15 protein-coding genes, 2 tRNA genes and 11 pseudogenes are annotated in these 24,438 nt (G+C 67.5%); 18 read left to right on the forward strand and 10 right to left on the reverse strand.

Translation table 11 applies throughout. The annotated features are described in order from the left end of the window. Positions 1–150 precede the first annotated feature (150 nt). The 5 genes and pseudogenes from L2X98_RS10355 (at position 151) to L2X98_RS10375 (ending at position 7,048) form a co-directional block, all read left to right on the forward strand. A complete protein-coding gene (locus L2X98_RS10355) occupies positions 151–1,332 on the forward strand; it encodes a DNA replication/repair protein RecF (RefSeq protein ID WP_259610855.1) in 1,182 nt (393 codons plus the stop codon). Next, positions 1,322–1,816, forward strand: a complete 495-nt coding sequence (locus L2X98_RS10360; protein WP_259610856.1) for a DciA family protein — start codon at positions 1,322–1,324, stop codon at positions 1,814–1,816. Before L2X98_RS10355 ends, L2X98_RS10360 begins: the two co-directional genes overlap by 11 nt. 120 nt (positions 1,817–1,936) lie before the next feature. Beyond that, on the forward strand, positions 1,937–3,991 hold the full coding sequence (gene gyrB, locus L2X98_RS10365; RefSeq protein ID WP_259610857.1) for a DNA topoisomerase (ATP-hydrolyzing) subunit B: 2,055 nt from the start codon (positions 1,937–1,939) through the stop codon (positions 3,989–3,991). Positions 3,992–4,064: 73 nt separating this feature from the next. Continuing rightward, positions 4,065–6,648: pseudogene (gene gyrA / locus L2X98_RS10370) on the forward strand (DNA gyrase subunit A). Continuing rightward, positions 6,645–7,048, forward strand: a pseudogene (locus tag L2X98_RS10375) (DUF3566 domain-containing protein). Before gyrA ends, L2X98_RS10375 begins: the two co-directional pseudogenes overlap by 4 nt. Before the next feature lie 185 nt (positions 7,049–7,233). On the opposite strand, the pseudogene L2X98_RS10380 reads toward L2X98_RS10375, so the two are convergent. Beyond that, positions 7,234–7,957 (reverse strand): annotated as a pseudogene (locus L2X98_RS10380) (VIT1/CCC1 transporter family protein). A 91-nt stretch (positions 7,958–8,048) separates the two neighbouring features. Between L2X98_RS10380 and L2X98_RS10385 the strand changes: the two are divergent. Together L2X98_RS10385 and L2X98_RS10390 are read left to right on the forward strand one after the other, a co-directional pair. Further along, positions 8,049–8,122 (forward strand) — tRNA-Ile (locus L2X98_RS10385). 13 nt (positions 8,123–8,135) lie between these two features. Continuing rightward, a tRNA-Ala gene (locus L2X98_RS10390) sits at positions 8,136–8,208 on the forward strand. Here the strand turns inward: L2X98_RS10390 and L2X98_RS10395 are convergent. Together L2X98_RS10395 and L2X98_RS10400 are read right to left on the reverse strand one after the other, a co-directional pair. After that, a complete protein-coding gene (locus tag L2X98_RS10395; protein ID WP_259610858.1) occupies positions 8,182–8,379 on the reverse strand; it encodes a hypothetical protein in 198 nt (65 codons plus the stop codon). The two genes, L2X98_RS10390 and L2X98_RS10395, sit on opposite strands and share 27 nt — an antisense overlap. After that, entirely contained in the window at positions 8,376–8,636 is a 261-nt protein-coding gene (locus L2X98_RS10400; protein WP_259610859.1) for a PDDEXK nuclease domain-containing protein, read from the reverse strand. Before L2X98_RS10400 ends, L2X98_RS10395 begins: the two co-directional genes overlap by 4 nt. A gap of 319 nt (positions 8,637–8,955) precedes the next feature. Here L2X98_RS10400 and L2X98_RS10405 point away from each other — a divergent pair, with 319 nt between their 5' ends. The 5 genes from L2X98_RS10405 to L2X98_RS10425 all read left to right on the forward strand — a co-directional run bounded on the left by L2X98_RS10405 (position 8,956) and on the right by L2X98_RS10425 (position 13,270). Then, a complete protein-coding gene (locus L2X98_RS10405) occupies positions 8,956–10,071 on the forward strand; it encodes an ABC transporter substrate-binding protein (protein WP_259610860.1) in 1,116 nt (371 codons plus the stop codon). A 28-nt stretch (positions 10,072–10,099) separates the two neighbouring features. Then, on the forward strand, positions 10,100–11,386 hold the full coding sequence (locus L2X98_RS10410) for a hypothetical protein (protein WP_259610861.1): 1,287 nt from the start codon (positions 10,100–10,102) through the stop codon (positions 11,384–11,386). 207 nt (positions 11,387–11,593) lie between these two features. Continuing rightward, the gene (locus L2X98_RS19465) at positions 11,594–12,268 is read left to right on the forward strand and encodes a GAF domain-containing sensor histidine kinase (protein WP_290427305.1); all 675 of its coding nucleotides are present in this window, start codon (positions 11,594–11,596) and stop codon (positions 12,266–12,268) included. Further along, positions 12,213–12,617 carry a sensor histidine kinase gene (locus L2X98_RS10420; protein ID WP_259610862.1) on the forward strand — a complete coding sequence of 135 codons (405 nt, stop codon included), beginning with the start codon at positions 12,213–12,215 and terminating at the stop codon, positions 12,615–12,617. The genes L2X98_RS19465 and L2X98_RS10420 overlap by 56 nt, the downstream gene beginning before the upstream one ends. Beyond that, complete coding sequence (locus L2X98_RS10425) at positions 12,614–13,270, forward strand: response regulator (protein WP_259610863.1); 657 nt, start codon at positions 12,614–12,616, stop codon at positions 13,268–13,270. Before L2X98_RS10420 ends, L2X98_RS10425 begins: the two co-directional genes overlap by 4 nt. A 62-nt stretch (positions 13,271–13,332) precedes the next feature. Here the strand turns inward: L2X98_RS10425 and L2X98_RS10430 are convergent, their stop codons facing one another. Further along, positions 13,333–14,130, reverse strand: coding sequence for a DUF6186 family protein (locus L2X98_RS10430; RefSeq protein WP_259610864.1), 798 nt, complete (start codon positions 14,128–14,130; stop codon positions 13,333–13,335). A gap of 124 nt (positions 14,131–14,254) precedes the next feature. Here L2X98_RS10430 and L2X98_RS10435 point away from each other — a divergent pair. Beyond that, positions 14,255–14,682 (forward strand): annotated as a pseudogene (locus tag L2X98_RS10435) (NUDIX hydrolase). Position 14,683: 1 nt separating this feature from the next. Here the strand turns inward: L2X98_RS10435 and L2X98_RS10440 are convergent. Together L2X98_RS10440 and L2X98_RS10445 are read right to left on the reverse strand one after the other, a co-directional pair. Continuing rightward, a pseudogene (locus L2X98_RS10440) lies at positions 14,684–15,147 on the reverse strand (aminoacyl-tRNA deacylase). Between the two features lie 32 nt (positions 15,148–15,179). Continuing rightward, positions 15,180–15,767 carry a DNA helicase gene (locus L2X98_RS10445; protein ID WP_259610865.1) on the reverse strand — a complete coding sequence of 196 codons (588 nt, stop codon included), beginning with the start codon at positions 15,765–15,767 and terminating at the stop codon, positions 15,180–15,182. A 111-nt stretch (positions 15,768–15,878) separates the two neighbouring features. On the opposite strand from L2X98_RS10445, the gene L2X98_RS10450 reads away from it, so the two are divergent. Both L2X98_RS10450 and L2X98_RS10455 read left to right on the forward strand, forming a co-directional pair. Continuing rightward, positions 15,879–16,436, forward strand: a complete 558-nt coding sequence (locus L2X98_RS10450) for a peptidylprolyl isomerase (protein WP_259610866.1) — start codon at positions 15,879–15,881, stop codon at positions 16,434–16,436. A 168-nt stretch (positions 16,437–16,604) separates the two neighbouring features. Continuing rightward, entirely contained in the window at positions 16,605–17,363 is a 759-nt protein-coding gene (locus L2X98_RS10455; RefSeq protein WP_259610867.1) for a rhomboid family intramembrane serine protease, read from the forward strand. A gap of 76 nt (positions 17,364–17,439) precedes the next feature. On the opposite strand, the pseudogene L2X98_RS10460 reads toward L2X98_RS10455, so the two are convergent. After that, positions 17,440–17,677 (reverse strand): annotated as a pseudogene (locus L2X98_RS10460) (cell division protein CrgA). A gap of 429 nt (positions 17,678–18,106) precedes the next feature. On the opposite strand from L2X98_RS10460, the pseudogene L2X98_RS10465 reads away from it, so the two are divergent. The 3 pseudogenes from L2X98_RS10465 to L2X98_RS10475 form a co-directional block, all read left to right on the forward strand. Beyond that, positions 18,107–18,241 (forward strand): annotated as a pseudogene (locus tag L2X98_RS10465) (class E sortase); the annotation flags it as partial. Between the two features lie 76 nt (positions 18,242–18,317). Further along, a pseudogene (locus L2X98_RS22665) lies at positions 18,318–18,440 on the forward strand (class E sortase); the annotation flags it as partial. Between the two features lie 320 nt (positions 18,441–18,760). Further along, positions 18,761–19,401 (forward strand): annotated as a pseudogene (locus tag L2X98_RS10475) (anthranilate synthase component II). On the opposite strand, the gene pknB reads toward L2X98_RS10475, so the two are convergent. From pknB to L2X98_RS10490, 3 genes and pseudogenes are all read right to left on the reverse strand, one after another. Next, complete coding sequence (pknB, locus tag L2X98_RS10480; protein WP_259613283.1) at positions 19,398–21,047, reverse strand: Stk1 family PASTA domain-containing Ser/Thr kinase; 1,650 nt, start codon at positions 21,045–21,047, stop codon at positions 19,398–19,400. The pseudogene L2X98_RS10475 and the gene pknB sit on opposite strands and share 4 nt — an antisense overlap. A gap of 145 nt (positions 21,048–21,192) precedes the next feature. Beyond that, a pseudogene (locus L2X98_RS10485) lies at positions 21,193–22,975 on the reverse strand (serine/threonine-protein kinase). Continuing rightward, positions 22,972–24,438 (reverse strand): annotated as a pseudogene (locus tag L2X98_RS10490) (peptidoglycan D,D-transpeptidase FtsI family protein). The pseudogenes L2X98_RS10485 and L2X98_RS10490 overlap by 4 nt, the downstream one beginning before the upstream one ends.

Genomic DNA, 24,438 nt, shown 5'->3' on the forward strand with positions numbered 1-24,438 from the left:
TACGATCCGGCCGAGTGCACATCAATTTCGGCCAAGTCTGATGTGGTTTCGGCCAAATCGTACGATTTCGCGGAACTGGACCAGGGGTGGAGCGGGCGCAGAGGCGGCGGGAGATGGGCGGCGGGGGATGCCGTCGGTAGGCTTGATCCGGTGATCGTCGAGCAGCTCAGCCTGGTGGATTTCCGCAACTATGCGGCCGCCGAGGTGACGCTGGACCGCGGTCCGAACCTGTTCGTCGGAAGCAACGGCCAGGGCAAGACGAACCTCGCCGAAGCCATCGCGTACCTCGCCACCCTCGGGTCCCACCGCGTCTCGACCGACGCGCCGCTGGTGCGGGAGGGCGCCGACGCCGCCATCATCCGCACCCGACTCGCCCACGGTGAGCGTCGGGTGCAGCTCGAGCTGCAGATCAACAGACAGGGTTCGAACAAGGCCCGGGTCAACGGCGCCCCGATCAGGCCCGCCGAACTGCCGCGCTACGCGCAGGTGGTCCTCTTCGCCCCCGAAGACCTGCAGATCGTCCGCGGAGATCCGTCGGCGCGGCGCCGCTTCGTCGATCAGCTCCTGATCCAGCGCGCACCGCGGATGAGCGGCGTGCTCGCCGACTACGACCGCGTGCTGCCGGCAGCGCAATGCCCTGCTCAAGTCAGCCCGGGCGCGCGGGATCCGCGGCGATCAGCTGTCCACGCTCGAGGTGTGGGACGAGAAACTCGTCGTCCTGGGGTCCGAGGTCATCGACACCCGTGCCGCGCTCAGCGCCGAGATGTCGGCGCCGCTCGCCCGTGCCTACGCGGCGATCGCCGGCGCCGATCACGCCCCGGAGCTCGAGTGGATGCTGTCGGTGCGCGGCGCCGACCCGGAAGAGGGCGCGGATGCCGCGACCGCAGAGGCCGCCGGCGACACCCCGAGCTGTTCCGCGCCGCGCTCGCAGCCCGACGGTCCGCCGAGCTGGACCGCGGAGTGACCCTGGTCGGCCCGCACCGTGACGATCTGCTGCTCCGGGTGCGCGGTCTGCCGGTGAAGGGGTATGCCTCGCACGGTGAGTCGTGGTCGATGGCCCTGGGCCTGCGCCTGGCGTCGGCCGAGCTTCTGCGGGAGCGCTCGCTCCTGGGCGATCCGGTTCTGATCCTGGACGACGTGTTCGCCGAACTCGACGCCGACCGGCGCGAGCGGCTGGCCGGCATGGCGGCCGGGTACGAACAGGTGATCGTCACCGCCGCGGTCGAGCCCGATGTGCCGGACGCGCTGCGCGCGCATGTCGTCCGGGTCGAGGCCGGCACGATCCTCCCGGCCGATGCCATCCCCGCCGCGGAGCCCGCAGATGGGCGATGAGAAGGATGCCGTCCCCGAGACGATCGCGACCTACCTGCGGCTGCGCGGCCTCGAGCCGTCCGCGCACCGCAGGCGTCGACGCCGGCGCCGCAGCGGCGACGACGACGAGAACCAGCCGTTCAGCCTCGGCCGCGACCCGAAGGGCGTCGGCGACGTGCTCACGACGCTCACGCATGAGGCGGGGTGGGACTCCCAGCTGGCGCGCGCCGACCTGGTCCGGGAGTGGGACGAGGTGGCGGGCGACGAGACGGCCCGGCACACGCGTCCGGTCGCCCTGAGCGATGGGATGCTGACGGTCCAGTGCGATTCGACCGCGTGGGCCAAGCAGCTCCAGCTGATGCGGGCCCACATCCTCACCGAGATCCTGCGACGGTATCCGGACGCCGGGGTCGACAGCATCCGGTTCATCGGCCCGGACGTCCCCTCGTGGAAATGGGGTCCCAGAGCCGTTCCAGGGCGCGGCCCGCGCGATACCTACGGGTGACCCACGTTCGGGACCCATCTCGTCCCTTTTCTGCCCGCAGAGGGGCGTATGGCGGGCTTTTACAGCCACCTCTTGGTAAGATGGGAACGTCACCACAGACGACTGGAGCGCGGGATACCTATGACGTCAGATGCACCGGAGAACGAGTCCGCGCAGGCGAGCGAGCAGCACTCGGCGAAGCCCGCCACACCCGGAAAGAACGACTACGGTGCCGACGCCATCCAGGTCCTCGAGGGACTCGAGGCCGTCCGCAAGCGTCCGGGCATGTACATCGGCTCCACCGGTGAGCGCGGACTGCATCACCTGGTCCAGGAGATCGTCGACAACTCGGTCGACGAGGCCCTCGCCGGGTACTGCGATCTGATCGAGGTCACGATCCTCGCCGACGGCGGCATCCGATGCATCGACAACGGCCGCGGCATCCCGGTCGGTCCGCATTCCTCCGACCCGACCAAGTCCACGGTCGAGGTCGTGCTCACCGTGCTGCACGCCGGCGGCAAGTTCGGCGGCAGCGGCTACGCGGTCTCGGGCGGTCTGCACGGCGTCGGCTCATCCGTGGTCAACGCGCTGTCCACCCGCTTCGAGGTGCTGGTCAAGCGCGAGGGATACGCGTGGCGGCAGACGTTCGCCGACGGCGGCGTGCCGCAGGGGCCGCTGGAGCGCGGGGAAGAGACCGACGAGACCGGGACGATCATCACGTTCTGGCCCGACGGGTCGATCTTCGATGCGGTCGAGTTCGACTACGACACGCTGCGCGTGCGGTTCCAGCAGATGGCGTTCCTGAACAAGGGTCTGAAGATCACTCTCCAGGACGAGCGCGAGAAGGCGATCGAGGTGACGGAGGATGCCGAGGGCATCGATGTCGTCTCGCAGCGACACGACACGTTCCTGTACGAACGAGGACTCGTCGACTACGTCGAGTACATCAACCGCGTGCGCAAGGCGGAGCACGTGAACGACGAGATCATCGACTTCGAATCGGAGGACACGGAGCGCAAGATCTCGCTCGAGGTGGCGATGCAGTGGACCACCGGCTACACCGAGAACGTGTTCACCTACGCGAACACGATCAACACGCACGAGGGCGGCACGCACGAGGAAGGCTTCCGCGCGGCGCTGACCACGCTGGTGAACCGATATGCGCGCGCCAACAACCTGCTCAAGGAGAAGGACGACAACCTGTCCGGCGAGGACGTGCGCGAGGGCCTGACCGCGGTCATCTCGGTCAAGCTGTCCGAGCCCCAGTTCGAGGGCCAGACGAAGACGAAGCTCGGGAACACGTCGGCGAAGGCGTTCGTGCAGAAGGTGGTCGGCGATCGGCTCGGCGACTGGTTCGACCGCAACCCGACCGCGGCCAAGAACATCATCCGAAAGTCGATCGACGCCTCGACCGCCCGACTGGCTGCCCGCAAGGCGCGCGAGACCGCACGACGCAAGAGCGTCTTCGAGTCGGCATCCATGCCCGACAAGCTCAAGGACTGCACGAGCAAGGACCCGTCGATCAGCGAGATCTTCCTCGTCGAGGGCGACTCGGCCGGCGGCTCGGCGGTGCAGGGACGCGACCCGCACACGCAGGCCATCCTGTCGCTGCGCGGCAAGATCCTCAACGTCGAGCGGGCGCGCCTGGACCGCGCACTGGGCAACAACGAGATCCAGGCGATGATCCAGGCGTTCGGCACCGGCATCGGCGAGGACTTCGACATCGAGAAGGCCCGGTACCACAAGATCGTGCTGATGGCGGATGCCGACGTGGACGGCCAGCACATCACCACGCTCCTGCTGACCCTGCTGTTCCGCTACATGCGCGGACTCATCGAGGCGGGCTTCGTCTACCTCGCGATGCCGCCGCTGTACCGGCTGAAGTGGTCGAACTCGGCGCACGAGTACGTGTACTCGGACCCCGAGCGCGACGCCCTGCTCAACGACGGGCTGGCCTCGGGCAAGCGGATCCCCAAGGACAACGGCATCCAGCGCTACAAGGGTCTGGGTGAGATGAACCCCAAGGAGCTGTGGGAGACCACGATGGACCCCGTCACGCGGACGCTGCGACAGGTGACCATCGACGACGCCGCGGCCGCAGACGAGATCTTCTCGGTGCTGATGGGCGAGGATGTCGAATCCCGCCGCAGCTTCATCCAGCGCAACGCCAAGGACGTGCGCTTCCTCGACATCTGAACCGTTTCGTCGGGACGACCTCGGTCGCCCAGCGGACGAAGCAAGACGAAACGAAACGAAGAGAGAACTGAGAATGGCCGACGACGAGCGCCCCACCGAGGCTCCCGAGCACAACCACGGCAAGATCGACCAGGTCGACCTGCAGGTCGAGATGCAGCGCAGCTACCTCGACTACGCGATGAGCGTCATCGTCGGGCGCGCGCTGCCCGACGTGCGCGACGGGCTGAAGCCCGTGCACCGCCGGGTGATCTACGCGATGTACGACGGCGGATACCGTCCGGACAAGTCGTTCTCGAAGTGCGCGCGTGTGGTCGGCGAGGTCATGGGTCAGTACCACCCGCACGGAGACTCGGCGATCTACGACACCCTCGTGCGGCTCGTGCAGCCGTGGTCGCTGCGCTACCCGCTCGCCCTCGGGCAGGGCAACTTCGGCTCGCCCGGCAACCAGGGCGCCGCGGCGCCGCGATACACCGAGACCAAGATGGCTCCGCTCGCGCTGGAGATGGTGCGCGACATCGAAGAGGAGACCGTCGACTTCCAGGACAACTACGACGGTCAGACGCAGGAGCCGGTCGTGCTGCCGGCGCGCTTCCCGAACCTGCTGGTCAACGGCTCGGTGGGCATCGCGGTCGGCATGGCGACCAACATCCCGCCGCACAACCTGCGCGAGGTCGCCGCGGGCGCCCTGTGGGCGCTCGAGCACCCGGACGCCTCCCGTGAAGAGCTGTTCGAGGCGCTGATCCAGCGCATCCCCGGTCCGGACTTCCCGACCGCCGCGCAGATCCTCGGCACCCGCGGCATCCAGGAGGCCTACCGCACCGGCCGCGGCTCCATCACCATGCGCGCGGTGGTCAACGTCGAGGAGATCCAGGGACGCACCTGCCTGGTCGTCACCGAACTGCCGTACCAGGTCAACCCCGACAATGTGGCGGTGAAGATCCGCGACCTCGCCCGGGACGGCAAGATCTCGGGCATCGCCGACATCCGCGACGAGTCCAGCGACCGCACCGGGCAGCGACTGGTCGTCGTCCTGCGGCGGGATGCCGTGGCCAAGGTCGTGCTGAACAACCTCTACAAGCACACCCAGCTGCAGGAGAACTTCGGCGCGAACATGCTCGCGATCGTGGACGGCGTGCCGCGCACGCTGCCGATCGACGGGTTCGTCACGCACTGGCTGGTGCACCAGATCGAAGTGATCGTGCGCCGCACCCAGTACCGGCTTGCGCAAGGCCGAGGAGCGGATGCACATCCTGCGCGGATATCTGAAGGCGCTGGACGCGCTGGACGAGGTCATCGCGCTGATTCGCCGCTCGCCCACGGTCGACGAGGCGCGCGAGGGTCTGAAGCAGCTGCTGGAGATCGACACCGACCAGGCCGACGCGATCCTCGCGATGCAGCTGCGCCGCCTCGCGGCGCTGGAGCGCCAGAAGATCATCGACGAGGCCACCGAGCTCGAGGCCCAGATCGCCGAGTTCAAGGTGATCCTCGCCGATCCGGCCCGTCAGCGCGGCATCGTGCGGGACGAGCTGACCGACATCGTCGCGAAGTTCGGCGACGAGCGGCGCACGCAGATCCTGCCCGGCTACGACGGCGACATGTCGATGGAGGATCTCATCCCCGAAGAGGAGATGGTGATCACCGTCACGCGCGACGGCTACATCAAGCGGACCCGGAGCGACAACTATCGGTCGCAGCACCGCGGCGGCAAGGGCGTGAAGGGCGCCCAGCTGCGGGCGGATGACGTGGTGGAGCACTTCTTCGTGACCACGACCCATCACTGGCTGCTGTTCTTCACGAACAAGGGCCGGGTCTATCGCGCGAAGGCGTACGAGGTGCCCGAGGCCGGGCGCGACGCGAAGGGTCAGCACGTCGCGAACCTGCTGGCGCTCGAGCCAGAGGAGGAGATCGCCCAGATCCTCGACGTCCGCACCTACGAGGACGCGTCCTACCTCGTGCTGGCCACCCGCGGCGGTCGCGTGAAGAAGACCGCGTTCACCGAGTACGACACCAACCGTCAGGGCGGCATCATCGCGATCCGGCTCGCGGATGAGGACGAGCTCGTCTCGGCGCTGCTCGTGAACACCGGCGACGACATCCTGCTCATCAGCCAGAAGGGCATGTCGCTGCGCTTCGGCGCCACCGACGAGGCGCTCCGGCCGATGGGGCGCTCCACCGAGGGTGTGAAGGGGATGTCGTTCCGGCCGGGCGACTGCCTCCTTTCGGCGTCGCTGGTCTCGGACGACGGGTACGTCTTCGTGGTCACCGACGGCGGATACGCCAAGCGCACGGCGGTCTCGGAATACCGCGTCCAGGGACGCGGCGGACTGGGCATCAAGGTCGCCAAACTCAACGATGATCGAGGCCATCTCGCGGGCGGACTGATCGCCACCGAGGACGACGAGGTCTTGGTGGTTCTTGCCAGCGGCAAGGTGGTACGCTCTGCCGTGGCCGAGGTGCCCGCCAAGGGCCGTGACACCATGGGTGTCGTCTTCGCCCGTCCCGATGACGACGATCGCATCATCGCGATCGCTCGGAACTCGGAACGAGGACTGGGTGAGGAGGACGCGGTGGAACCGGAGCCCGGAACCCCCGAGAGTTCGGCGGCGGCAGCATCCGACACCTCCCCCGAGAGCATCGAAGAGAGTACTGACGCATGAGCACGGTAGCCGACAAGCTGGCCAAGAAGTCGAGCCACAAGACCAGCGCCAAACAGGTGCGCCTGCGGCTGGTCTACGTGGACTTCTGGTCGGCGGTCAAGCTGTCGTTCCTGGCCGCGGTCGCGCTGGCCGTGGTCACGGTGGTGTCGTTCTTCCTCATCTACATGGTGGTGTCGGCGACCGGGCTGATCGGCAAGACGGATGATCTGTTCAAGAGCATCAGCGACGGCGGCGTGACGCTGTCATCGATCATCGGGCTGCCCAGGTGATGGCGATGGGAGCGATCGTCGCGATCCTGAACCTCATCGTCGTGACCGTGCTCGGCGCGGTCGTTGCCGGCATCTACAACCTCGCGGTGAAGATCACCGGCGGTCTGCTGATCGGGTTCACCTCGAACTGACCCTCGCGCCCCTCAGGTCCCTGAGCGAGCGGAGCGCCCCTCAGGTCCCTGAGCGAGCGGAGCGAGACGAAGGGCCGGTACCTCAGGTCCCTGAGCAGCGCTGCGCCCCTCAGGTCCCTGAGCGAGCGGAGCGAGACGAAGGGCCGGTACCTTCGCGATGCGCTCCTCGCTCAGGGACCTGCTCGTCACGCGATGCCGGTGGTGCCCAGCAGCATCCCGATCAGGAACGTGGCCGCCAGCGCGAGTGCGCCGCCGACGACCAGGCGGGTGATCGCTCGTGCCTTCGGCGCGCCGCCGAGCTGGGCCGACACGGTCCCGGTGAACACCAGGGCGACCAGCACGGCGATGAACGTGACGGCGATCCGGGCCGGGGCGGGGACGAGCAGGATCGCGAGCATCGGCAGGATCGCGCCGATCGTGAACGACACCGCCGAGGACAGCGCGGCATGCCATGGGTTGACCAGGTCGTCCTGGTCGATGTGCGAGCTCGACCTCGAGGTGCGCGGCCAGCGCGTCGTGCGCGGTGAGCTCCCGGGCGACGGTGCGGGCGGTCTCGGGGGTGAGCCCGCGCTGCTCGTACATCTCGGTGAGTTCGGCCAGCTCCGCCTCGGGCATCTCGGCGAGCTCCCAGCGCTCCTTCTCGATGAGCGCCCGCTCCGTGTCGCGCTGGCTGCTGACCGATACGTACTCCCCCAGAGCCATCGAGATCGCGCCGCCCACCAGGGCCGCCATCCCCGCGGTGAATATCGCGCCGAGATCCGGGGTGGCCGCCGCGACGCCCACGACCACGGCGGCGACAGACACGATGCCGTCGTTGGCGCCGAGCACGCCGGCGCGCAGCCAGTTGAGGCGCTCCCCGACCTTCAGGGAGTGCGGCTCATCCTGATGCTGTCCGTCGGCATCCGTCATGTCCCCCAGTCAAGCACCCTCGCCCGTTCGGATTCGGAAAATCACGCCGATTCGGGTAATCTCTTGGAGGTTGACGGTGCATGTCGACAGAGGGGCTATAGCTCAGTTGGTTAGAGCGCTTCACTGATAATGAAGAGGTCCCAGGTTCAAATCCTGGTAGCCCCACATCACCTCTCTCGGGGCCTTAGCTCAGTTGGTAGAGCACCTGCTTTGCAAGCAGGGGGTCACCGGTTCGAACCCGGTAGGCTCCACAGTCTGAATGAATCGCCTGCGCAAGGTACAGCCTGCTGATCCAGTCGCTCGGCGCCGTCGATGAACTCGGTGTTCAGGATGCTTCGTGCGCCGAGCACTTCGACGCCGAGCAGGATGCCGACCCGGTCGAAATCGAGGACGATCATCTGTCCGGTGGGACTCTCGGTCACGACGCTCCGCACTGAGCGTCCGGGCTCGATCTCGGGGACGAGCTCTCTGCTCTTCCTCGCCGATCTCTCACCGGCTCACGGCCACCGGCTTGCGTCGTCGACGCGAGCGCGTACCGGACCACGGTGTCGTTCTTGCCGGCGACCAGCAGGATGCCCACGGTCGGCTGATGCTTGTCGTGGATCCGTAGCCGGTCGTCGACGACGGCGACATAGAAGCCGAGCTGGCCGGCATCGGCCGGCGTGGAGGTCGTCTGCAAGCCGCTCCAGCACTTTGGCTCCCCACCCCTGGGCCTCCTGGCGCTCCAAGATGGTCCGCCCGATGCCCCACCACAGCTTGCAGCAGTTCGCTACGACATTTGACGTAGGTTCCGTCGGCCGATTTGCCGATGACGAAGGACTTGCGCGGTTTCTACGCTGAGCATGCACTCAAGGAGGAGGAGCATGATGAGGACTCGAACTCTGACCGCGTTCGCATTGCTTGCGTCGGTCGGTCTGGTACTGACCGCGTGCAGTCGTAGCGCGGGACCGGGAGCTGGTTCATCGGCCCCTGCCGATCCGGGAATCACGGAGGATTCCGTGACAATCGGGATCAGCACACCGCTATCGGGCGGATTGGCCGGTCCAGGCGGTTGTTCCTTGGCCGGCCTGGAGGCGTACTTCGGAGAGGTGAATGCGGCGGGCGGAGTGAAGTTCGGCGATGGAGCAACACGTCGTGTGGAGATCACGTCATTCGACGATGCGTACGACCCCGGTCGGGCTGTCGAGAACTTCCAGCGAATGGTGGGCGACCGAGTGTTCCTCGACGTGGGCGGCTTGGGCACGGTGACGAATATGGCGATCATGCCGATAGCGACGGCGAAGCAGATGCCACAGGTATTCGTGCAGTCCGGAAGCAGCGCGTTCAGCGCTGACCGAACGGCGAACCCGTACACGATCGGTTGGGCGCCGACTTATGCGAGTGAGGGGGAGGCGTTCGGCACGTTCCTTGCGGAGTCGGGCGAACCGACGAAGGTCGCAGTCCTCTCCCAGAACGATGACTTCGGCGCCGACTTTGTTGATGGACTCAAACGGGGCATCGAAGGCTCCGCCGTCACGATTGTTGCAACTGCGACGTATGAGGCGACCGATACCTCGGTCGACGCGCAGGTCACCGAGCTTGCCGGGAGCGGCGCCGACGTGTTCTTCGACGCAACCACGCTGACCCCGATCGCCATCGGATCCCTTCTTCAAGCACAGAAGGTGGGATGGTTTCCCAAGGTGTTCCTGCCCTCCACGACCTCGGCGCCGAACCTGATACTGGCACCCGCCAACGCGAGCGTGTTCCCGATGGTCTACACCAGCGCATTCGCGAAGTCTGCGTTGGATCCGGCCTATGCCGAGGACCCGGAGATGAAGAAATTCCTCGCGGCGTTGGACAAGTACGCGACGACGAACATCAGCACGGTGGTGCCGCAGTGTGTGTGGGCATACGGTATCGGTGCCACATTGACGGCGGCGTTCGAGCAGCTCGAGACGCCCACGAGGTCGGCGCTCATGGACGTGATTCATCGCTTGAACGACGTGAAGGTCCCATTGCTGCTGGACGGAGTCGCGCTTGATGCATCTGCCGACGGTGTCCCGCCGATCAACGCGACCGTGATCCAGCAATTCGATGGCACGATCTTCGGCTCCGCGGAACCGTACAGCAACTGATGGCACCACCCCGAAAGGAGACTGAGAGATGACGAACTACACCCTCGAATCGATGCGTCGCACACCCGCCGGTTATGCATGGAGTCGGTTCGGTGAACCGGAGTACACCACGTGGTTCGACGAGAACATCGCATGGAAGAAGACCTGCTATATAGGCGACTGGTCGTTCCTCTGGCAGCATCGCATCACCGGGCCAGACGCGTTGCGACTGATCAGCGAGCACACGGTGAATACGGTCAAGGGCTTTCGCATCGGACAGTCGAAGCACGCGATCCACACCAATTCGGACGGCAAGATCATCCACGAGGGCGTCCTGACAAAGTTCGGCGAGGACGACTATCTCGTGCACGGTCGGGGCGGATTCTGGCTCCGCTTCAACGCCGAGCGCGGCGGGTACAACGCGACCGTCGCACAGGAGAACTGGTTCATCCTGCAGGTGTCGGGGCCGCTGTCGATCAAACTCCTGCACAAGCTCGACCCTCGGGATGGTCTCCTTGAAACGGGTTACATGCACGTGTCCCCAATCCGGATCGCGGGGCACGACATTTGGGCGCTGAGACAGGGAATGTCTGGAGAGCTCGGATTCGAACTGCAAGGCCCGATCGAGTTGAAGGACGACGTCTACGCTGCCTTGTGGGACGCGGGCCAGGAGTTCGGCATCCGCCGCATGGGAGGACGGGGCGCGCCGATCAATCATCTCGAGGCCGGATATCCGACCATTGCCACGGAGTACATCCCCGCAATCTTCGACAACCCCGACTATCTCGAGTACTTCATGTCGTCGATGCCAAAGTTCGCGCTTCCGGCATACATCGCGGGCAGCTTCGGTGGCGATTCCATCGAGGACTACTACCGCACCCCCGTGGAGCTCGGCTGGGCCCGGATGATCAGCGGCGACCACGAGTTCCCCGGTCGTGAGGCACTGCTCGCCGAAAAGGAGAATCCACGCCGCGTACTGCGGAGCCTGGAGTGGAACTCCGACGACGTCGCAGACATCCTGTCTTCATTCGTCCTCGATGAGAATCACTACACGTATATGGAGCTCCCCCGCGACCAGCGGGGCTTCATGTGGGCAGACCGGGTGGAACGCGACGGCAGGGTCCTCGGCGTGTCCACGTCCCGCGGATTCAGCTACTGGTTCAGGAAGACGCTGTCGCTGGCGACGATCGATGTCGATGCTGCCGAGCCCGGCTCCCAGCTGGAGGTGGTCTGGGGCAATCCGGGCGACCCGGAGAAGCGTGTGCCCGTCACCGTGCACCCCTCCCCCTACAAGGCCCCGCACGCGAAGGACTCGCTGCTCGATGCTGTGCAATGACCACGTGAGCTAGCGTTGCGTCCATGCCACCCTTGAGCAACGGAACGACCTCGTCTCCGCGAGGTGATGGGCAGAGGTTGGCCGCGCTGGCCCGCAGCGCAGCCAACCTCGCTGCCCGCGAGACGCTGGACGCAGTGCTCATCGCCTTGGCTGAAGAGATCCACCAGCTTGGGGATGTCGCGGGTGTGCAGGTCGTTCTCGCCGAGGGTGACCACACGTTGCAAGCTGATGGGGGCGGCAGGCTTCGCCGCAGATCCGGAATTCTTCGGCACCCTCGCCGCCTGCCGTGACCGTGGCGCCGACCTCGCGACGATCAGAGCGCTCAGGACAGGGCTGCAGGTGGTCATACTCAACCGGAAGCGGGACATGCTCTCGTCCGAGGCCTGGGCGCCGATGCACCCGTATCTGCGCGAAGTCGAATGGTCCGATTTCGTCGCCACCCCGTTCGATCTGCAAGGGACGGGAACGGGGGTCATCAACTGCTACATGGCCACGAACGGGCTTCCTGATGACGAGGTGAAGGCGTTCTTCCGCTCCATGGCGGCGTTGGCGGCGTTGGCGATCGACCATCATCAACTCATCAGACGCGACCGCGAACAGGCTCGCCTCGATGAGCGGGCGCGGATCGCAAGAGACCTCCACGACTCTGTCTTGCAGCATCTGTTCGCGATCGGGATGCAGAGCAAAGCACTCGAACGGCAGGCCGTCGAGCTAGGCCGCTCCGGCGAAGCGATTCTTGCGATGGCACGAGAGTTTCACGAGACCTCCGTGTCCGCACGTTCCGAGCTCCGCTCAATCATCGAGTCAGCGCGGGTCACCTCCCTCGATGAGAGCGGGATCGCCGCAAGCTCTGGAACGCGTCGTCGCTCGCTGGCGAAATGACCGACTCCGCATCGACCTCACCGTAGACGCGCGCGCCGAGACGCTTCCTCCCGGCCTCGTAGAGGACCTGTACTTCATTCTGACGGAGTCGATCTTCAACGCGCTCCGGCACGCGAACCCGACGCGCATCGGCGTACAGGTGCAGGTTGCAGAGGTCGTGCAATGCACCGTGGTCGATGACGGCAGCGGCCTCACCACGGGCTCGACCACCGAGGGATTCGGATTCGTGTCCATGCGCCAGCGTGTCGAGCGATGGGGCGGCCAGTTCCATGTCACCTCCACCGGGACCGGAACCTGCGTTTCCGTCCGATTCGGGCCATTCGTGGTCAGCCCGCGCCGCAGGGCATGACGATGCTCTCCGTGCTGATCGTCGATGACCATGCGGTCGTTCGCCGCGGGCTCCGGGCACTGCTGGAATCGATGCCGGACGTGGAACGCGTCCTGGAGGCGGCGAACGGCGCCGACGCGCTGCGTCTCCTGCACGAAGCCCAGCCCGCGGCGCTGCCCGATGTGGTGCTCCTGGACATCCACATGCCCGAGATGGGCGGACTGGCAGTCGCTCAGCGCCTTGCCGTCGAATTTCGGTCTCTCCCGTATATCTGCCTCACCGGGTTCGAGGAATCGGACACTGTGAGGGCGTCACTCGGCCTCGGTGCCGCAGGCTTCCTGTTCAAAGATGCCGGAGCCGACGAGATCGAACGAGCGATTCGGACTGTCGTTCGAGGTGGTGTGTATCTCCAGCCTGCTGCGGCGATGAGTCTCGCTCGTGAAGATGAAACCCACATCGACCGAGCGATCTCGCGGCTGACGCCCCGTGAGACCCAGGTTCTGCTTCTCGTGGGGCGTGGCCTTGCGAACAAGGAGATCGCTGACGAACTCAGAATCAGCGAACGCACGGCCCGCACCCACGTCAGCGCACTCCTCAGCAAGCTCGGTGTGAGGTCACGAACCCAGGCCGCGATCCTGATTGCAGAAGACCGGCGCCCGCAGACGTCCCGTTGATCGTCACTCAGTGCCGGCTCGACGGTATGAGCAACCGAGCGGCCTGGACATCGCGACCCGCATCACAGCGTCTGCCCGGCGAGGAAGTGCCATCCGAGCCACCACCACACGACGATCACCGCGAGACTGATCGCGCGGTCCGACATCAGCCGGTCGAACATCCCGGTGACGGATGCCTCGGCGTACCGCCGTCCGATCACCCAACCGGCCACCGCCAGGGCCGCCGCACATGCGAGGAACGCACCGGCGCTGATGACGATCATCGTCTCCCTCCTCGGCGCAGCAGCCGACACGCCGCCGGCCAGCCACACGGCGATGAAGAGGATCTTGCCCGGCACCGTGGCCACCGCCGGATTGAGCAGGTCGCTCAGCGCGAACCAGGTCGCGTCGGGCTGAACGAGCCCGAGGATGAACTGGATCAGCTCCCAGACGCAGCCCGCCACGACGATCACCGTCCACGCGAGGGCGAGACGGCGGATGCCGGGGGTCAGCGCGGTGGGGGCGTCCGGCCGCGCGACCGCCGCACCCGAGGGAGCAACCAAGACGATCGCGATCACCCCGACCGCGATGACCATCGCCTGCATCATCGGGCCGTGGCGGGGCAGGAAGCAGAGCACCGCTCCGATCACGGCCGCCGCGCCGGCCAACCACGGCAGGGCGAGTCGTCGTGTCGGCCGACGCGGGACTCCACGAAGCGACTGCAGCGCGACACCGCCTGCGGCCACGCAGAAGACGACGGCATCGAACCACTGCATCCGCACGACCTGTACGACCCCGATCGCCACGAGCACGAACACCCAGCACGCGACCGGCCAGACCGCGGACGTGGCCGCAGACCCGGCCCTCGCGTGCCGCCGCACGCGAGCCGTCTGCCGATGGTCTTCGCGCCGGTCCATGGTCTACACGCCTCAATCGCACTCTAGTCACGCCCAGGGCACCCGGGCGCGCCACGATCCCGAGGTGGCCGGGTTCTAGGGTGGAGCCATGGATCTACGGGTCGCCGCGTATGCGGTCATCATCGACGCGGACGACCGCATCCTGCTCTCGCATTGGACGCAGGGGCGCCGCCCGGCATGGACGATGCCCGGCGGCGGACTCGAAGACGGCGAGGACCCGGTCGAGGCGGCCCGCCGCGAGGTCCGCGAAGAGACCGGCTACCGGGTCGACGTCGGCGAGCTGCTCGGCATCCACTCGCGCGTGATCCCGGCCGGCCGACGTGTGACCGACGCCACCGAGCCGCTGCGACACGCTCGCGCATCATCTACCGGGCGCGGATCGTGGGCGGCAAGCTGCGCAACGAGATCGACGGATCCACCGACCGCGCCGAATGGTTCGCGCTGAGCGGCGTACGCCGGCTCGAGCGGGTCAAGCTCGTCGACATCGCACTGAAGATGGCGGATGCCGCGTACTGACTCAGCCAGCGGCGCCGTCCACCGGCTGTGAGATGTCGGCGACCGTCGCGCCGTACGCGGCGATCAGGTCATCGGCGTCCACGAACAGGCTGTAGCCGTGCGCACCGGCACCCATCGCCACGCGCCGGCCGACGATCTGCTCGTCGGCGAACACCGGCCACTCATGCGCGCTGCCGATCGGCACGATCGTGCCCCGTTCATAGCCGGTCGCGGCCAGCGCGAGTTCGGGTTCGGGCAACGGCAGCTTGTTCACGCCGACCACCGCCCGAGCTTCGGCCACGAGATGGCGCGGTCGCCGGGGATCAGCGCGAACAGGTAGGTGTCGTCGCGGCGCTTGACGACGAGCGTCTTGACGATGTCGGCCGTGGCCAGACCCAGCAGCGCGGCTGCCTCGGGCAGGCTCTGTGCGACGGGCCGCTCGCGTACCTCGATGGCCAGACCCCGTGCGGATGCCGCGTCCCGCACGCGCGCCGTGGGGTCAGCCGCCGTGGGTTCCGTCACGCCTCGGGAGCGCGCAGCGGGTCGTCGGCGACCCAGAGCTCATCGTCGGCACGCAGCGTCTGCCAGGCGGCGTAGAGCACACCGACCGCGGCCGCGACGCCCAGGAGGATCGCGATGACGCCGCCGGCGCCCACTCCCCGCTTGGCGGGAGGCTGGACCGCGGCCAGCTGTGCCGCGAACGTCTTCGACGCCTTCTTGCCCTGCTTCTTCGCGTTCTTGGCCATCGCGTCCAGGTCCGGCAGCGTCAGGCGGCGGTCGTCGGAGAGCTTCGAGCGGGTGTCGTTCGCGGCATCCCAGACGGACAGGGCAGAGCCCACCACGGCGCCGGCCGCCGGCACGAGCTTCTGATTGAAGACGTGCTGGGCGGTCTTCACGCCCTTCTCGACATACGGGGCGGCGTACTTCTCATAGTTCTGCTGGACGGCCGGGACGACATGCTCCCGGTTGTAGCTGCCCAGCTGGCGGCCTGCTTCACGGGCGACCGATGCGGCTTCGCCGACCAGCACCTGCTGCGACTCCCAGAGCTTGTTGGCCTGTTCCTGAAGCTTGCGGAGTTCCTTCTTGCGCTTGCGGCTGATGCTCACGGGGTTCCCTCCCTGTCGAATGGGTCGTGTGCCCCTTCATCTTGCCAGACGCGCCCGTGAGCGGAAGGGGATGTACAGAACTTAGAAAGATAACTCTGCGAGAATGTGCCCATGCCTCATGCAACCGCCGTCGCCACGCTCCACACGAACCACGGCGACATCGTCATCAACCTCTTCGGCGACCACGCACCCCGTACCGTGAAGAACTTCATCGGCCTCGCCGACGGAACCGGCGAATGGACCGACCCGCACACCGGTCAGCCGGGCGAAGGTCCGCTCTACACGGATGTCGCCTTCCACCGCATCATCCCCGGTTTCATGATCCAGGGCGGCGACCCGCTCGGTGTGGGCACCGGCGGTCCGGGCTACACGTTCAACGACGAGATCCACCCCGAACTGACGTTCGGCTCGCCCTATCTGCTGGCCATGGCCAACGCCGGTCTGCGGCGCAATGCCATCACGGGGGCGGCCGAGGGGACGAACGGCTCGCAGTTCTTCCTGACCACCGACCCGACGCCGTGGCTGCAGGGCAAGCACACGATCTTCGGCGAGGTGGCCGACGACGCGTCCCGCACGGTCGTCGACGAGATCAGCAAGGTCCCCACCGGCGCGCAGGATCGTCCGGTCGAGCCGGTCGTGATCTCATCGATCGACGTCGTCGAGGCGTGAGGCAGGTCCTCTGACCTGACGCATGACGTCCGCTGACTTCGCCCGGAACCGGGAGAACTACTGCTATCGGCATCCCGATCGGCAGAGCTTCGTGCTGTGCCAGCGGTGCCTGCGCACGATCTGCCCCGAGTGCCAGATCCAGGCCCCGGTCGGCGTGATCTGCCCCGAGTGCCTCCGCGACCAGCAGAAGGCGGCCTCGCCCGCCCAGCGCAAGGCGCAGCGACGCTGGGCGGCAGCCGCGGCGCGTCCACCGTCGCCGCCCCGCTGGATCGCCGACCGCTGGCCACCTATTGGATCATCGGCATCACGGTCGTGGTGTACCTGACCCAGCTGATCCCGCACTCACCGGTCCAGCAGTGGCTGGCCCTGAACAGCGCGTACCTGATCCCGGCGCTCGGACCGATCGAGCCCTGGCGCCTGATCACCGTGCTGTTCGTGCACTCCGGCTGGCTGCACATCGGGCTGAACATGCTCGCCCTCTGGATGATCGGGAGGATCCTCGAGCCGCTGCTGGGCCATGTCCGATTCCTCGTGATCTACCTGATCTCGGGCATCGGCGGCTCCGTGGCGGTGGCGCTGCTGGCTCCGGGAACCTGGGTGGTCGGGGCATCCGGCGCCATCTTCGGCCTGTTCGGCGCGCTGCTGATCATCGGCCGCCACATCGGCGCGAACGTGTCGGGCATCGCGATCATCATCGCGATCAACTTCGCGTTCCCGTTCGTGGTCGGTCTGCTGTCGGGGTCGCTGGCCGCGGTGCAGATCTCCTGGCAGGCGCACCTGGGCGGTCTGATCGCCGGCTCGGCCGTGGGCTTCATCTACGCCCGGACGCGATCGATCCGGCGCCGCCGGCTGCAGATCGGCCTGCTGATCGCGCTCACCGTGGTGCTGCTGGCCCTGTTGATCATCCCCGCGACGTTCTACGTCTGACGGCGAGTCGGAAAGTTATCCACAGGTTCATCCCCAGCTGGGGATGAATCACACCGGTGTAATTCGGCGGCGGTGGTCAGCGCCAGCGGGTCGTCATGAGGAAGCCGACGAACGCGATGCCGAAGCCGATCGCCAGGTTCCAGGCGCCGATCCCCGGGATGGGGAACTGGCTGCCGCTGAGGTAGAACACCAGCACCCACACGAGGCCGACGAGCATGAGGCCGATCATGATCGGCTTGAACCACACCGCGTTGGGGAGCGTCGGTTCCGCTGCGCTCGACGAGGGGCTCCTCATCCTTGCCTGATCGTGCCATACCGGCATTCTACGGGGCGAAGGGATGCGAATCGAACTGCCCGGCGGAACCACAGGCCGCGCCGGATAGAATCACGGGGTGACCGATCAGCCGGATGCTGGGGGAACGCGGCGGCCACGCAGCCGTGACGCGCGCGCAACCCCGCGACGCCCGAGCGTGGTCGGTGTGCTCGGCGAGGTGCTGATCACCCTGGGCGTGGTCACCCTGCTGTTCGTCGTCTGGCAGCTGTGGATCGGCGACTGGATCGGCGCCGCGCAGAAGAACGCCGTCGGCACGAGCTACAGCCAGCAGTGGGCGGCCGCCGCCGACACACCCGCCCCGACACCGACATCCACGCCCGATCCGTCCGCGACATCCACCCCGAAGCCGACCTCGAGCGCCGAACCGGTGATCCTGTCCGAGGCGAAGGACGCGCAGGTGTTCGGTGTGATGCACATCCCGCGGTTCGGCGCGGACTACCACGTGCCGATCGCCGGCGGGGTGACCCGCCCGCGCACCCTCGACCCGATCGGGATCGGCCACTACCCCGACACCCCGATGCCGGGGGCCGTCGGCAACGTGGCGCTGGCCGCCCATCGCACCACCTTCGGCAAGCCGTTCAACCAGATCGCGAAGCTCGCACCTGAACGACGCCATCGTCATCGAGACGGAGGGCGGCTGGTACACCTACCGGTTCCGGACCCTCGAATACGTCAAGCCGGACGCGGTCGACGTGCTGCTGCCGGTGCCCCAGGAGACGCACGTGCAAGCGAACGGCCGCTACCTGACGATGACCAGCTCGAGCCCGATGTACTTCAAGAGCGAGCGCATCGTGGCCTACAGCGTGTTCGAGTCGTACACGCCGCGCGCGGACGGACCGCCGGCGTCCCTGGCAAAGGAGAGCAAGCTGATGTATGCGGCGCTGTGGCGCATCCTTCCGGGCCCGTGGTGGGTGCGGGTGCTCATCCTCGTCGTGCTGGCGGCCGCCATCCTGTACGGCCTGTTCTTCTCCGTCTTCCCCTGGGTGAGCGCGCTCATCGATCCGCAGGATGTCACGGTCCAGTGAGCACGGTCCAGTGAGCACGGTCCAGTGAGCACGGTCCAGTGAGCCGCATCCTCGTCATCGACAACCACGACAGCTTCGTGCACACCCTCATCGACTACCTGGTCGAGCTGGGGGCGGATGTCGTGATGGTCGAAGCGGATCGGATCGACCCGGATGCCGCGGCCGACGCGCTCGCCGGATACGACGGCGTGCTCATCTCCCCGGGCCCGGCACCCCGGCACGGGCCGGGGCGTCCATCGCCGTCGTGCACGCCGCGTTCGCAGCGCGCCTTCCGCTGCTCGGCGTGTGCCTGGGTCACCAGGCCATCGCCGAGGCGTTCGGCGGCACGGTCGGTGAAGCTCCCGAGCTGATGCACGGCATGGTCTCGCCGGTCTGGCACGACGGCACAGGGCTGTTCGACGGGATGCCTCAGCCGCTCGCCGCGGGCCGGTACCACTCGCTCGCCGTCACCCGGATGCCGGACGACCTCGAGGTCACCGCGCGCACGGAGTCCGGTGTGGTGATGGCGCTCGCGCACCGTGAGGCGCCCATCTGGGGAGTGCAGTTCCACCCCGAGAGCGTCCTGACCGAAGGCGGCCACCGGATGCTCGGCGCCTGGCTGGTGCTGACCGGGATGACGGATGCCGCGGTCCACGCGCGTGGGATGTCGGTGCGCCGCGCCGCCCCCGACGGCTCCTAGTCGCCGCCCTTGCCGGCCGCGCCGGAGCAGGAGACGAGGGTCACCTCGGAGTGGATCGGCACGTCGCCGGGGCCGGCCGACTGCGACTTCACGCTGCGCGGATCGGTCGCCGGGCATGAGTCGTCGTCCTGCACGGTGACCTTGAGCTTCAGGTCTTCGAGCGCCTTCTTCGCATCGTCCAAGCTGAAATTGGACGTCAGGTCGACCACCGTGACCGTGCCGGTGGCCACCACCAGGTCGACGACGGTGCCCTTGGCCACCTCGTCGCCCTCGTTCGCCGAGCTGCTCAGCACGACGTCGGCCTCCTTGTCAGGGTCCTCCTCACGACGCACCTGGCCGAGGGCCAGTCCGGCGTCGTCGAGCGCGGTCTGGGCCTGGGCCCGCGACAGGCCGACGAGCGCGGGCACCTTCACGGTCTCGGGGCCCCTCGACACGTACACCGTGACCTGCGAGTCACGCGCGACCGAGATGCCGGCGACCGGGTCGGTGCGGATCACGTCGCCCTCGGGGACCGTCTCGCTGGCCTCGTCCTCGCGATGCGCCAGCAGATCCTTCCCGGCGAGCGTCTGGTTGGCGTCGTCGTAGACCATGCCGATCACATCGGGCACGATGCGCGAGCCGCTCGGGATGACGCTGCCGGGACGCATGGTGAGCACCCAGATGAGCACCGAGATGAGCAGGACGGCCAGCACCGCGACGCCGGCCCAGATCCACGCCGCCGGGGGTCCGGGCTGGGTGCGCTTCATGGTCGGGTCCGAGCTGAGCTGACGCAGCGAGCGCGCGGTCTCGGCCGCCTGCTTCGGGTCGGGCCCGTACAGCGAGTTCGCGAGGGTGTCGACCTGGCGTCGCGACGGCGACGAGCCGGAGGCGGCGGCATCCAGCGTCTCACGGAAGGCGGCGGCATCCGGGAATCGCTGGAACGGATCCTTCGCCAGTGCCCGCAGCACGACCGCATCCAGCGCGCGCGGCACCGTGTCGACGACCTCGGACGGTGCGAGCGGTGCCTCGCTGACGTGCTGGTAGGCCACCGCGACGGGGGTGTCGCCGCGGAACGGCTGCTGCCCGGTGAGCAGTTCGTACAGCACGACGCCGGTGGAGTACAGATCTGCGCGCGCGTCCACCACGTCGCCCTTGGCCTGCTCGGGCGAGAAGTATGCGGCGGTGCCGAGGATGCTGGTGGTCTCGGCGACCGTCGAGGACGAGTCCGAGACGGCGCGGGCGATGCCGAAGTCCATCACCTTGACCTGGCCGGACGGGGTGACCATCACGTTGCCGGGCTTGATGTCGCGGTGCACCACACCGGCGCGGTGCGAGTACTCCAGCGCCTCGAGGATGCCGTCGACGTACCGGATCGCGTCCGGCACCGGGACCGGCCCGGCGGCGATGATGTCCTTGAGCAGGCGGCCGCCGACCAGTTCCATCACGATGAACGGAATCGGATGCCGCTCGCCGGCGTCGTCGACCTCGCTGTCCTCACCGGCGTCGTACACGCGCACGATGGTCGCGCTCGACATCCGGGATGCCGCCTGCGCCTCGAGCCGGAAGCGGGTGCGGAACGAGCTGTCGGCGGCCAGGGCGCTGTCGAGGATCTTGATCGCGACCGGGCGCCCCAGGGTCAGGTCGTAGCCGCGGAACACGGACGCCATGCCGCCGTGCCCGATGGGCTCGTCGACGCGGTAGCGCCCGGAAAGCACGCGTGGCTCGGCTGACACTTCTCTCCCCTGGGATGAACAGATGCCAGCCTAACCGACCGGCGAGGACCGGCCCGCTCCGGGCCGCGGACACTCCCGGTCAGGGCTCGGTTGTGGCGGTGGGGCCGGGAGCGGCTCCGTCGCCTCCGCCACCGCCCTGTCCATCGGCCGGCGGCGGCGTGTCGGACGGCTGGACGGCGGCGGGGCCGATCGTGACGGACTTCGACGACGCGGGCGAGGTCAGCGGACCGCCTGCCGCCCGAGCAGGTCGCCGTGTAGCTGATCTCCAGCGGATCGCCCGCATTGCCGGTGACGTTCAGCGACAGCTCGCCGGGAGTCGTCCCCGTCTCGAGCGTCGACTTGTCACCGGAGTTCGAGCCGTTCACGAACTGTCCGTTGGTGGCGGTGAACGAGTAGCCGGTCAGGTTTCCGGTGCCGGACGGGCAGGAGAAGTCCGGGACGGTGATGATCGCCGTCCCGCCCTCGATGACCTGGTTGTTCGGTCCGTCGCCGCGGATGTCGGCCGCGCCGGGCTTGTCGGTGAGCGTCGTGGGGGCGGTGTAGCAGGTGAGGGTGACGGTGGTGCCCTTCTCGGCATTGCCGCCCGGCTGCACGGACTCGACCCAGCCCTGCTTGTCCTTCGACGGGGCCGGAGACCCGTCCTGGCGCTCGGGGTTCAGATCCCGATCGGTCAACAGCGCCGCCGCGTCGTCGCAGCTCATCGTGGTCAGTGCCAGCGCATCGATGTTCACCGGAGTGGGCGTCGGGCTGGAGGGCGACGAGATCGGCGTCGACGGGCTGCCGGTCACCTTCCCCTCGTCACCGCGGGGGCCGAAGATCGCCCAGAGCGTGCCGCCCAGCACGATGATCAGCAGCGCGATGAGCGCGATCAGCGGCCAGGTCCACGGGCTTGCGCTTCTTCTTCTTCTCCTCCTCGAGCGGCACGGGAGCACCGGACGGGAGCAGCGCAGTGGTGGCGGCCGTGGCGCCGGCGGGAGTCAGCAGCTGGGTCGCGGCATCCACTCCCGCCCCGATGGCGGGGACGGCCGCGATCGCGGCCGCCATGTCGCCCCGACGCAGCGCCGTCGCAGCCCGCGCCACCGTCGCCGTCGAGGCGGGCCGGTCCTCGGGCTTCTTCGCGATCATCGAAAGCACGAGGTTCTGCACCGGCTGTGCGACGGTCGCCGGCAGCGGGGCGGCTGTTCGTTGATCTGCGCCATCGCGATGGCGACCTGCGACTCGCCCGTGAACGGGCGCTTGCCGGCCAGGCATTCGTACGCGACGATGCCGAGCGAGTAGATGTCGGTGGCGGGGGATGCCGGGTGCCCGGACGCCTGCTCCGGCGAGAGATACTGCACCGTTCCCATGACCTGGCCGGTGGCCGTCAGCGGCACCTGGTCGGCGATCCGGGCGATGCCGAAGTCGGTGATCTTGACTCGGCCGTCCGGGGTGATCAGCAGGTTCCCCGGCTTGATGTCGCGGTGCACGAGACCGGCCGCATGTGCGGCCTGCAGCGCGGTGGCCGTCTGGGCGACGATGTCGAGGGTCTTGTCGGTGGACAGCTGGGTCTCGCGCTCGAGGATCGTGGACAGCGCCTCGCCGGGCACGAGCTCCATCACGAGGAAGGCCGAGCCATTCTCCTCGCCGTAGTCGAAGACGCTGGCGATGCCCTCGTGGTTGACCAGGGCCGCATGGCGGGCCTCGGCGCGGAAGCGCTCCAGGAACCCTGGATCGCCCATGTACTCGTCTTTGAGGATCTTGATGGCGACGGTGCGGCCGATGACGTGGTCGGTGGCCTCCCAGACCTCGCCCATCCCGCCGATCGCGATCCGCGAGTCGAGCTCGTAGCGGCCGCCGAAGGTCACACCCTGCGTCGGTCTCATTTACCCAACACCGCCTCCATGACCTTCTTCGCGATAGGAGCGGCGATGGTGTTGCCGCTGCCCGACTGCCCCTGACCTCCGCCATTCTCCACGACGACCGCCACCGCAACCTGGGGGTCGTCTGCAGGGGCGAACCCGGTGAACCACAGCGAGAAGGGCTTGTCCGGCCCGTTCTGTGCGGTGCCGGTCTTGCCGGCCACATCGACCCCGTCAATTCTTGCATTGGTCGCCACGCCGCTGCTGACATTGGCGACCATCATCTGTACCAGTTCGGCATCGAGATCAGAATCGAGCACCTGTCCGTACTCCTTGTCCTCGTACCGCTGCCGACAGACAGGTCCGGCCCGACGACCTGATCGACCATCCGCGGGTTCATCAGCTTCCCGCCGTTGGCGATGCCGGCCGAGACCATCGCCATCTGCAGCGGGGTGGCGGTGACCTGGCCCTGGCCGAAGCCGGTCAGGGCGGTCTGCGCGTCATCCAGCGCCTTCGGGTACGAGGATGCCGTCGATGTCGGGGGCAGGTCGAACGACGAGTTGAAACCGTACTTCTCGGCTTCGGCGCGGATGGCGTCGTCGCCGAGTTTGACCGCGAGCTCGGCCATCGGGATGTTGCAGGCTCAGCCGCAGCGCATCGGCGATCGTGACCTCCTTGCCGGGGCCGCATGTGCCGCCGGTGTCGTTGGAGATCTGCTGCGAGGTGCCCGGGAGCGTGTAGCGCGCCGGGTTGGGGAGTTTGGACTCGGGGGTGAAGTCGCCGGAGGCCAGCGCCGTCGAGACCGTGACCAGCTTGAAGGTCGACCCCGGAGGGTTCAGGTTGCCGGCGATCGCACGGTTGTACAGCGGATGGCTCGGGTCGTCGTTCAGCTTGTCGTAGGCGGCGTTCACGGCGTCCGGATCATGGGACGCGAGCGCGTTCGTGTCATAGCTGGGGCTGGTGACCATGGCAAGGACCCGGCCGGTCTTCGGCTCGATCGCCATCACGGCGCCCTGCAGCTTTCCCAGGGCGTCGTAGGCGGCCTTCTGCACCTTCGCGTCCAGGGAGAGCACGACGTTCGATCCGCGCGCCGGCTGGCCGGTGACGATGCGCTCGACCCGCGACAGGAACTGCGAGCTGCCGGTGCCCGACAGCTGCTGGTTCATCGTCTGCTCGATGCCCGGTGCGGGCGAGAACGAACGGAGCACCGGGTTGATGTATCCGGTGACCGGTGCCCACATCTGCGGGTCGACGTAGGTGCGCTGCCAGCTGTAGACGTCCTTGGACGGCACGGACGAGGCGATCGCCGAGCCGCTGGCGATGATCGACCCGCGCTGCACGTCGAACGAGTCGTAGATGGCCCGCTTGTTGTTCGGGTTCTGTGCCAACGTGTCGGCCTGCACCACCTGGATGACGCTGGTCGAGCAGAACAGCGCGAGGAACATCACCAGCATGATGATGGACAGCCGTCTCAGTTCCTTGGTCAT

It is taken from the genome of Microbacterium elymi (assembly GCF_021582895.2).
GTDB lineage: Bacteria > Actinomycetota > Actinomycetes > Actinomycetales > Microbacteriaceae > Microbacterium > Microbacterium humicola.